This window comes from Alteromonas sp. AO-Serp, from assembly GCF_017849675.1.
GTDB lineage: Bacteria > Pseudomonadota > Gammaproteobacteria > Enterobacterales > Alteromonadaceae > Alteromonas > Alteromonas macleodii.
On record NZ_JAFLMX010000021.1, the window covers coordinates 1 to 10,892 of the forward strand.

Genomic DNA, 10,892 nt, shown 5'->3' on the forward strand with positions numbered 1-10,892 from the left:
AGAGGTGTTTAAGAGACAGAGATAGCCACCCACCACGTAGATGCTGGCCAGCGCTACCGCTGCAGTACCAAGAATGGTCGTGAGCAAATTATTGTCGCTGCCAGAGGCAACCAATGCACCCACTAGCGTAATACCCGATATCGCGTTAGAGCCTGACATTAAGGGTGTATGTAAGGTTGCTGGGACTTTTCGAATTAACTCAAAACCCAAGAAAGCAGCCAGTAGCACGATGAAAAGTAGGTAAATGATTTCCATGATTAGGCTCCTTTGTATGCGTTGTTAAGCATGTCGTTGGTGATGTTACCGTCGTGGGTAATAACACAGCCGGCCAGAATGTCGTCTTCTAAATTCAGCCCAAAGGTTTTGGTTTCATCGTCAAAGAACTCATCCACAAGGTTGTAGATGTTATTGGCGTACATGTCGGTGGCGGCTTTAGCCACATACTGGCTCCAGTAACCATTACCAATTACCTTTACACCGTTAACTTCAACGGTTTCGCCAGCAACCGAACCTTCAACATTACCACCTGATGTTGCGGCCATATCTACAACCACACTGCCCGGTTTCATGAGTGCTAATGTATCTTTTGAGATAAGCACTGGTGGTTTGCGACCAAATAACTGTGCGGTCGTAATAACAATGTCAGAGTCGGCAATCGCGTCGCGTTGCGCTTCTTGCTGCTTCGCTTTTTGTTCATCGGTCAGTTCTTTTGCATAACCGTCCTTCGTTTGGCCTGTTTCCCCAATGTCGATCTTAAGGAATTTGCCACCTAGGGATTCTACTTGCTCAGCCACCACAGGGCGCGTGTCATAAGCAAGTACGTTTGCGCCTAAGCGTTTCGCGGTTGCTATAGCTTGAAGACCCGCTACGCCAGCTCCAATAATAAATACCTTTGCTGGTTTTATTGTTCCTGACGGTGTCATCATCATAGGTAATATTGATGGCAACTGATTCGCCGCCTGCATCACCATTACGTAACCCGCAAGACTCGCTTGCGAGCTCAATGCGTCCATTTTTTGTGCACGAGAAGAACGAGGGATCATCTCTACAGAAATAGCGGTTAGCCCCTTTTCTGCAATAGACTCAACAAGCGATTGCTGAAAGAAAGGGTCGAGATGGCCTACCACAATGGCCCCTTTTTTCATCAACGCTAGCTGTGCATCGGTGGGTTTGTTCACCGCCACGAGCATATCTGCTGTTGATAATGCATCATTCACATCATCGATGACAGTTACGCCTACATCTTTGTATTCTTTATCTGAATACCCTGAGTGCACGCCCGCCCCCGCTTCTAGCAGTAAGGTCGCCCCTTTTTTCACCAGACGCTGTGCACTACTAGGTGTAGCCGCACATCGCTTCTCCACATTATTTAGCGGATCTGGCGCTTTTGACTCATTTAATATTATGATTTTCACACGCTTCTCCTCACATTCCGGCTATCCGAGAATGACACCCTTTAAACAGTACTAAGCCATTTTATTCACTTATGCCTAGCATTCTCTAGCAAAATCAAAAACAGAACAGGCAATTTCTGTATTTATTTTGCTTCGAATAGCACCCCTCATTCCGCTTATTTTTCAAGCGAAACTGCGGCAAAGCTACGCTATATGGGCATACATCACTAGTATCATTTACTTACGAGTCATAACTAATATTTATATAGAAATGGCATACAGGCGATAAATGAAGTGGATAAAGAAGCATTTATTCTGTGAATACATTAATAATTGTGCACTTTTTAAACACACGTAAAGGTGAAATACGATAATCGATGTCGAAGAAATCACGCCTTTTAAATAAGGTGATTCAATTAATTTAAAAAAATTGTTAAAAAATTTTGGGGGATTTTACAAACCGTGTCGTCTTGATGAATTAACAGCGAAATGCTGTGAGAGAAAGCCAAGTGGGGTGCACACCATAAGGCGCATTAAAATTAACGATTAGGACACACACCATCATGTATAGGAAAACCAAGCTTGCATGCTCAGTGGCAGCAGTTTTAGCGTCGGCTATTTCTGCGGATAGTGCATTTGCCCAAGACGCGCAACCCAATAAAGACGTAGAAGTGATTGAGGTAAGTGGTATCCGCTCATCGGTTGCAAAATCGATGGATGTTAAACGCAGCTCTGCTGGCGTAGTCGACGCCATTAGCGCAGAAGACATCGGTGATTTTCCCGATACCAACTTAGCTGAATCACTACAGCGTATTACCGGCGTATCTATCGACCGTTCAGGCGGTGAAGGCCAGCTAATTACCGTACGTGGTTTTGGACCACAGTTTAACACCGTGTTGGTAAATGGCCGTCAAATGGCGTCTGAAAACGATTCGCGTGCGTTCAGTTTCGACACGATTGCTTCAGAGTTAGTAAGCAGCCTTGATGTGCATAAAACGTCAACGGCCACAATGCAGTCTGGTGGTGTAGGCTCTACCATTAATATTAATACCGCGCGCCCGTTCGCATTAAACGGTTTTAAAATGGCGGGCTCGGTAAAAGGCGTGTACGACGAAAATAGCGAAGAAACTACGCCGCAATTTTCTGGCCTTATTAGCAACACGTTCAATGACGACACCTTCGGTGTATTACTTGCCGTTTCACACCAAGAGCGTGAGACTCGCCTTAACCAGGCTCAGATGGACGGTTGGCTAGAAAACGTTGGCGTGCCAAACCCTGTTACGCAGTCAGGCGACGCTTGGACAGGCAATGTATTTTCACCGCGAAACTACGATCACAAAGTGACCTTTGAAGAGCGTACCCGAACAAACGCTAATCTTGTATTCCAATATGCACCTAACGACAAACTGGTTGTAACTGCTGACGCACTGTATTCAGATTTTGACGTAGAATCTGAAGCAACGTCGTACGGCCACTGGTTTACCGCACCTAACATTCAGGGTGTAGGTGATGACGGCAGCCTGTTTGATGAAAACGGCAATCGCCGCAGCCCAACGGTTGATGCAAACGGTACTATTGTCGATTTATACCAAGAGGTAGGTTTGGCGACAGATATGCACGCCAAAACGTTCGACCGTTTAACTGATACCTATGCCATAGGCCTTAACTTTGATTACCAGTACTCTGATAATCTGAATTTATCGTTTGATTTAAGTCATTCAGAAGCCGAACGCGAAGCCAATAATGGTGGCGGCGATCAGCTTTCACTTATTGGTTATGCCAACCGTGTACGATTCCAAGTAGATGACAACATTTTACCAGTTGCCAGCATGTTCGCTTCGCCTAATGACAATATTTATAGCGGACAGCAAGAACTAGATGGCGCGATTGTTACTGGTCCTGACGGATTCCCTATATACAACCCTGCGCTGACACCTGATGGTGTGAGCAATCATCTTGATGAAGCGAACAGCCGAGCTCACGTAATGCTGCGTCGAGGCTGGGCGGTAGAAGATGAAGTGAGCCAGCTGCGCTTTGACGGCGAATACGTAACCGATGGCAGCGGCTTAACTGAAATTCGCTTTGGCGCACAGTACAGCACCGAAACCAAATCACTTACCCGTTGGGACAATGAAGGTGTAGGTATTCACTGTACTTACTGTGGTTACCCAGACTTACCTGAGATCCCGGCAGGAAGCCAATACGTTTTTGACGCAGGTAGCGATTTTCTTTCTGACGTAAGTGGTAGCGGTCGCATGCCCACCTCTTGGCTTGCCCATGATGGCGAAGCCAACTTTGCGTTTTTAGAATCTTACTATCAGAGCGTAAATGGTGATTCGATTAGTTTTGATGCGGTGCGCCGTAACAACAGCTTTGAAGTTGAAGAAGATATTATCTCTACCTATATGGAATTCGACTTTGAAGGCGAAGTTGCAGACATGTTCTTAAGCGCAACCGCCGGTGTGCGTTATGAAATGACGGATGTGACGGTTAACGGAACGCAAGCGCCAATAACGGGCTTAACGATTCTGGATCAAACCGAAATGCTGGCTGGTTTTGGCGATGCGCAAAGTATTGCCACTGAGTCTGATTACGACGTGCTATTGCCAAACTTCAGCGTACGTTTGGAAATTACCGACGACTTAATTGCGCGCTTTGCGGCGAGTTCAACTATTACTCGCCCTACGCTTAACAGCATGTCGCCGGTAACCGTAATTACGACCACCCGCCAAGGTGGTGACTTAACGTCTACCAGTGGTAACCCTGCACTAGAGCCATTCAAATCGGACAACTTGGACTTGTCGCTTGAGTATTACTATGACGAAGCAAGCTATGCATCGATTGGTTACTTCAGAAAGTTGGTATCGAACTTTATTGTTAATAGCCAAGAAGACAAAACCTTCGAGCTTGCTGACGGCAGCTTGCTAACCGACCCTTCTACAGGCACTAACGCTAGCGCGCCAGATGCGGGTGACGACGTTGCTGTGTTTACCAATACTCTGCCAAATAACGGTGAAGATGCAACGGTAGACGGCTTCGAGCTTGCGCTTCAGCACACTTTCGATAATGGCTTTGGGGTGCTTGCCAACGGAACTATCGTTGACAGTGACGCCGAACTCGATCCATTCGATATTAATCAGGTATTTGCACTAACCGGGTTAAGTGATTCATACAACTTGGTGGCATTTTATGAAACTGACGATTATCAAATTCGCCTTGCCTATAACTGGCGTGATGAGTTTGTTCAGTCGTTAACACAAGGGCAGGGTGACGGCCCAACCATTGTTGAGTCTTATCAACAGCTTGACATTAGCGGTAGCTACAGCGTGACAGACAATGTAGAAATCTTTTTTGAAGGTATTAACCTTACAGAAGAGTTTGTACATAAACGCGGTCGCTTCTCTAATCACTTGCTGTTGGTTGAAGACAGCGGCAGACGTTGGGCCTTCGGTGTGCGCGGAAACTTTTAGTTTCGCGTAATTGGGGCCGACATTTGTTGGTCCCACATTCGTGGCTACCATTTGGTAGCCACAGTTTTTATTCAGGAAATCAGTATGACAACAGCAACTCCCATAACGCACATTGTAGTAGTTGGTGGCGGTAGCGCAGGGTGGCTAACGGCTGGTCGTATTGCAGCGCAACATCAATGCGCTACCCGCAAAGACATTAAAGTAACCTTAATAGAAAGCCCCAATGTGCCTATTATTGGCGTGGGCGAAGGCACCTGGCCAACCATGCGCTCAACACTAATTGCATTGGGTATTAGCGAAACCACTTTCATCAAAGAATGCGACGCCACATTCAAGCAAGGAGCAAAGTTTGCTAAGTGGACCACTGGTGAAGAGCACGATTTTTACTACCACCCTCTCATGCTGCCCCAAGGGTTTTCGCAAACAAATTTAGGTCCTTACTGGCAGACTGTAGCACCAGAATTAAACGAGTCTTTTTCCCATGCAGTATGTGTTCAGGAAGCTATATGCGAAGCAGGTTGTGCACCTAAAAGCATACGCCACGCAGAGTTTGCAGGCACCGCTAACTATGCTTATCACCTAGATGCAGGAAAATTTACCGCCTTTTTAACCAAACACTGCACGGAAAAACTAGGTGTACACCATGTGCTGGCCGACGTTAACCGCGTCGAAAGCAGCAATAACGGCGATATCAAAGCCCTTCATACCGAGCAAGGGGTAACAGTAGAAGGCGACCTCTTTGTTGACTGTACCGGCTTCAAATCTATGCTGCTCGGCGAACACTTCAAGGTGCCGTTTATTCCCTGTGACGATGTACTTTTTATCGACCGAGCATTAGCAGTACACGTGCCTTATGACACCCCGCAAAGTCCTATTGCATCCCACACTATCTCCACCGCACAAGACGCCGGTTGGATTTGGGATATCGGTTTGCAGTCACGCCGAGGTGTAGGCCACGTCTATTCCAGTAGGCATCAGAGTAAAGATGACGCCTATGCTCGCTTAGACACATACGTTCGCCAAACCAGCACGTTAAACGGCATAGATGGGATAAACGTAAAAGACATTACTATTCAAAGCGGACACAGGCAGCGCTTTTGGCAAAATAACTGCGTGGCTGTTGGGCTAGCGGCGGGCTTTCTAGAGCCTTTAGAAGCCTCAGCGCTTGTACTGGTTGAGCTGTCTGCCTCAATGATTGCCGAACAGTTACCCGCAAACCGAGCCGTGATGGATATTATGGCGAAGCGCTTCAATGACACCTTTTCCTACCGTTGGCAGCGAATTATCGACTTTTTAAAGCTTCATTACATGCTAAGTAAGCGAGAAGACAGCGCATTTTGGCGGGACAATCGCGATAGTCATAGTATTCCAGACTCATTAAAAGAATTACTCGCACTGTGGCAATACCACCCGCCTAGTGACAAAGACTTTACCAGCAACAACGAGGTATTCCCCGCGGCAAGCTATCAGTATGTCCTGTACGGCATGGGGTTTACCTCAGATTTAGGCGCACATCAGCAATGGGTGAACGCCGACTTTGCTAAGCAACAGTTGATGCAGAACAGAAAAGCTCGCGGCATGGCGGTGGAGAAACTGCCTAAACATCGCGAACTTATTAATAAAATTCACCAATTCGGCCTGCAGGCCGTTTAACAGCAAATCAATAAGCAGGACCTACGTATGACTCATATGGTTGCCATTAATAATAAACAGCATGCAGATTTGAAAGTAACCGACGATGCATTGTCACTAAGTGCCAATCAGCACCTTGTTCCTGTGGTGGTCTCTGAGCTAAACAAGCTAGTGGTGCATTATCCCGTGGTGATCACCAAGTTTGACGACTCGGGACAATTTGGCTTATCTGCCTTGTTAGGTTTTGAAGAAAAGGAAAACCTATTTTGGCAGCAAGGTGAATGGAATGCGGTTTATATTCCGGCACAGTTTGAACGCTTGCCTTTTTATGTAGGAACGGAAGCGCAAAGCGCTGACAGCAGTAACCGGGTGCTGTGCATTGATATGGATAATGCCTCAGTAAGCGAAGAAAAAGGAACGCCGCTCTTTGATAACACAGGAGAGCCTAGCAACTACCTGTTGGAGAAGCAGCAGATCCTTGCTCAGCTTCTTGACGGTGAAACGCAAAATCAGCGTTTTATTGCCGCCCTACAACAGCACAACCTTATTACACCATTCACTCTAGATATTACCTTTGAAAACGAAAGCAAAACGTCTATAACAGGGTTATATACCATTGATGAAGATAAGCTAGCGGCGCTTAGTGCTGACGCGATTGCTGATTTGCATGCACAACACATGCTGCAAAGCATTTACACGCTCATAGCGTCAAACGCACAAATCTATGCCCTTATCGACAAGAAGAACAAGGCGAATAAAAACGCAGACGCATGGTTTCAAACTACGAATTGATTAAGGTTGGTGAGCAAGCCACACCGATTGTTGTTATCGATGGTTTCATACCAGACCCGCTGAGTTTGGTAGAAACAATTGCTCAACACCACCCATTTACAAAACTAGATGGCGACTTTTATCCGGGGGTGAGAAGTCACCCGCCCCAGGAGTATGTCGAACACCTACATACCTCGCTTCCACTGCTGTTTAGTCAACTTGCTTCGCATAATGGGCTACAAGATTTTGGCGTGGAAAAGCCGCTTCAAATACCCCTAGTGCAACTTTCCATAGCCAATCAAGCGCCGAAAAGTTTGTCGCCCATTCAATGTATTCCGCACATCGATACGCAAAAGGATAATGAATGGGCATTGGTGCACTATCTGTTTAGCGCGCCTTTGGGCGGTACTGCATTCTATCGACATATTGAAACGGGGTTAGAGCGGGTTAATGCCGCGCAATACGAAGGCTATTTTAAAACCTTAAAACGTCAAGCCACCAGCGTAGGGTTACCACCTAAAGCGTACATAAACGGTGATACCGCCATGTTCACCCAAATCGCCCGTATTGAGCCTATGTTTAATCGCGCCGTGTTGTATCCAGCCAACTTGCTGCACAGCGGCTGTTTACCTAACGATATTTCGGATTATGCTGATGTGAAAGAAGGCAGGCTAACCGCAAACGCCAGTATCACGTTTAAAGGGTAAAACGCTCAGCCCTAATAATGAGGGCTATGAAAACTTCAGATAGCGATTTGCGATAGCTGCCTTTGGTAGTGCTCGTTACGTTACTGCAATTTTAAGATTGACGACTAATTTATTAGTGAAAGTGTAATAGACGCGATTTCATCCGTGCCCGTTACGGTTATTGGTGAAGTCAGGCTATCAAAGGTAAATGGAATTTTCTCATAGCTTCGACCACCGTGTTCTCTCGCCACTTCAATGTGAAGTATTAGCGACGACGAGTTTGCGCTTTGTCCAAAATCGTCCAATCCATCCCACTCTATGTGCAAGGGCGCGTTTTTCTTTGTAGCCCCGGCAAACCCATCGACTAAACCTTCATTTTTCCGACCCACTCTTCGCCACCATGTGCGCAGCTCGCCTAGCCATCTTTCACTGGTGCCGCGAAGCGCCAAGCTTTTTACTAGCCGGTTCTTTTCGTCGCTTATCCACACGCTTACGTAAGGACCGCGATAATCTGCAATGTCAAATAGCGGTAAGGTGATATCAATTGAGATGGCGTGGCCATTTTTTTCAGCCTTGTTTTTACCCGACGTGCGAGCCGTATAGGTGTTGCTGGTAAATACCCTGCCATTTTCATCAATTAACTTCAGCGCTAGTGATGGGTTCGCGTTAACTAACTCCATGGCTTGCTGCGCTGTTTTGGTTGCCGAAAAGTGTGCTAACAACATGGCTTCAAATGCGTTATCCGCCACTGATATGGCTTGAAACTTGGCGCTAGGCCAACCGTCACTGTGGCTTAACACGCCCTTTTTTAAAGACGCCAGCTTTGAAGTAGAAAGTACTGGGCGTTGCCACGGCCTGATGTATGCGATGGTGCTTGGATTACTAACAGCGTCCGTTGCGCGGCCATTTTGAATTACAGCCTCTTGCACCACGGTCCCCTGCCAACTAAAACCTTGGTTCGACGCGTGGGTTTCTAGCCCTTGCGCGCTAATGTGGTAAGAACGAATATTAATTGATGTCAGGTAGTGAGCAATGCGATCTACGGCAAGAGAAGCTGTGAACTCGGATAAATCCCACTGGATAGGTGACGCGAATGCCACGCTGTTATCGTCATTAAAATTGACCTCAGCAATGCGCGCCACACGAGCAAGACGTCTCACTTCGCGACGCGAAAGGTCATGCTTACCTTGAACATATTCGGCCCAATAGTCATAAAGCGCACCGTTGCGGCAGCTTATGTTACCTTCAGTCCGATTAAACCAATCCTCGCACCGCTTAATGGCACTGTACAGCCACGCCGGAAGTGTACCTTCGTAACGTTGATTAATTTCGCTAAGCGCACTCGTTGCGTTTGATTTATCTAGCGTTTGATAGGTGTCTTTAATCAGTAGATCAATATTCTTTTGCTCAATGGCGCTAAGTGTCTGCTCTTCGTACAGGGTTATTTCTGTGTTAAGCGTGTGGGAGGTTGCTTCTGGTGATGGTGCAGGAAACACATACAACTCGGCCTTAACAGCATAGCTGGCGGTAAATACCGCCAGATATAAAAGGAAACGCCCAACCATTATTCGCTGACTTGTGCAGTGGTAGTGTCACTTTGCTCCTGCTGACGTGGCGCAGGCGCTGGATCAGCTAACGTTAAGTAGCCATCACCATTAGTGTCGTAGCGATGAAAGGCATTAAACCCAGACACCATGTACTCTGAAAATGTCATTTTGCCATTCTCGTCTGTATCAAGAACTTCAAAGCGAACGTAAGTTTGTTTAATTTGCCCTTCATGGGTCTTCTCGATCTGTGCATCCAGCCTGTCTTCAAACTCAAGCACGTATTCTTGCTCTGTAAGCTTGTCATCACTGTTTTCGTCTGTACGCTGGAATTGCGCTTTGCGAACGGCGTGAAACTCTTCTTTTGTTACCTTTTCGTCACCGTTTTGGTCGTATAAGGTGACAAAGCCTTCAATATTGTGACTGGTCGGCATGCGCAACATAGGGCGCTGTACTAGCTCAGGTTTGTCATCTTTTTCCTGTGACGCCGAGCGACGGGGTGCTGGCTCAGGGTCGCCCAGTGCAACAACACCATCATTATCACTGTCCATACGCGAGAAACTTCGCTCACCCACCGCGTTTACTTCATCAATAGTAATGAACTCGTCATCGTTGCTGTCAACAGCATGGAAACGTATGTGAGTTTGTTTTACCGATGCTTTTCTGTCTTCAGCTAACCGTTTTTCTACTTTGCCTTCCCACTCATAAACATATTCACTTTCATCAAGTACACCGTCTTTGTTGGTATCAGACGCATTGAAGCGAGCGCGTCTGGCATCAACGAACTCTTCTAATGGAAGTGACTCGTCTTTGCTTAAGTCATAGGTCAATATAATGCCGCTGGCGCTATGTGGTGCAGCTACTGCCGAAGCGCTAATACAAAGCGCAGATACAACGGCTAAACTTACTGTTTTCAACATAATTATCTCCTTGTACCCTTGTTAATTAGTAGGCTTCGAACGAAAGTGTGGTGGTGTAACTATAGGTAGGCACGTCTGCACCCTCAGGCGCGTCGGTACGCAGTCTTACTTGCATCAAATAGACATCTTGTGCTGAAGGAGTAAATGACGCTTGCCCTTTGGCATTTGTCGTTAATTTTTCTACATCAGATTCTTCGGCGAACTGATCTTTTCCTTGGTACACCGAGACTTCATGATCGGTAACAGGCTTACCGTTAAACAGAACTTTGAAATTAAAACTCTCGTTGGCAAACAAACTGTTAGGGTGATTAACTGCCACGATCTCTAAGCCGTCATTTCTTGGCGCTAACGCCTGTTCACTTGGCCCTTTCTTCGTTACGTACGTCGTTGCAGACGTAACTGATTGAAAGTGCTCTTTTAGTATCGCACCTTCAGGTAGAGGCTTTTCATTACCTCGCATAGAGCCACGCTCACC

Annotated in this window: 9 protein-coding genes; 4 read left to right on the forward strand and 5 right to left on the reverse strand. The window is 46.6% G+C overall.

Annotation, left to right across the window (positions count from 1 at the left end; genetic code table 11):
- Positions 1-255: NAD(P) transhydrogenase subunit alpha part 2 (locus QVA83_RS01830; protein WP_287498071.1), on the reverse strand; the 255-nt coding region annotated here is incomplete at its 3' end.
- 2 nt (positions 256-257) lie between these two features.
- Positions 258-1,415, reverse strand: a complete 1,158-nt coding sequence (locus tag QVA83_RS01835) for an NAD(P) transhydrogenase subunit alpha (protein WP_014977727.1) — start codon at positions 1,413-1,415, stop codon at positions 258-260.
- A gap of 542 nt (positions 1,416-1,957) precedes the next feature.
- Here QVA83_RS01835 and QVA83_RS01840 point away from each other — a divergent pair.
- From QVA83_RS01840 to QVA83_RS01855, 4 genes are all read left to right on the forward strand, one after another.
- Entirely contained in the window at positions 1,958-4,864 is a 2,907-nt protein-coding gene (locus QVA83_RS01840) for a TonB-dependent receptor (protein WP_287498072.1), read from the forward strand.
- A gap of 84 nt (positions 4,865-4,948) precedes the next feature.
- Positions 4,949-6,517 carry a tryptophan halogenase family protein gene (locus tag QVA83_RS01845; RefSeq protein WP_061486785.1) on the forward strand — a complete coding sequence of 523 codons (1,569 nt, stop codon included), beginning with the start codon at positions 4,949-4,951 and terminating at the stop codon, positions 6,515-6,517.
- 27 nt (positions 6,518-6,544) lie between these two features.
- Positions 6,545-7,288, forward strand: a complete 744-nt coding sequence (locus QVA83_RS01850; RefSeq protein WP_278343805.1) for a SapC family protein — start codon at positions 6,545-6,547, stop codon at positions 7,286-7,288.
- Positions 7,267-7,974, forward strand: a complete 708-nt coding sequence (locus QVA83_RS01855) for a DUF6445 family protein (protein WP_061486787.1) — start codon at positions 7,267-7,269, stop codon at positions 7,972-7,974. The genes QVA83_RS01850 and QVA83_RS01855 overlap by 22 nt, the downstream gene beginning before the upstream one ends.
- Before the next feature lie 104 nt (positions 7,975-8,078).
- On the opposite strand, the gene QVA83_RS01860 is transcribed toward QVA83_RS01855, so the two are convergent.
- From QVA83_RS01860 to QVA83_RS01870, 3 genes are all read right to left on the reverse strand, one after another.
- Complete coding sequence (locus QVA83_RS01860; RefSeq protein ID WP_287498073.1) at positions 8,079-9,518, reverse strand: DUF2271 domain-containing protein; 1,440 nt, start codon at positions 9,516-9,518, stop codon at positions 8,079-8,081.
- Positions 9,518-10,417, reverse strand: coding sequence for an EF-hand domain-containing protein (locus QVA83_RS01865; protein ID WP_287498074.1), 900 nt, complete (start codon positions 10,415-10,417; stop codon positions 9,518-9,520). Before QVA83_RS01865 ends, QVA83_RS01860 begins: the two co-directional genes overlap by 1 nt.
- A gap of 25 nt (positions 10,418-10,442) precedes the next feature.
- Positions 10,443-10,892: DUF4198 domain-containing protein (locus QVA83_RS01870; RefSeq protein ID WP_287498075.1), on the reverse strand; the 450-nt coding region annotated here is incomplete at its 5' end.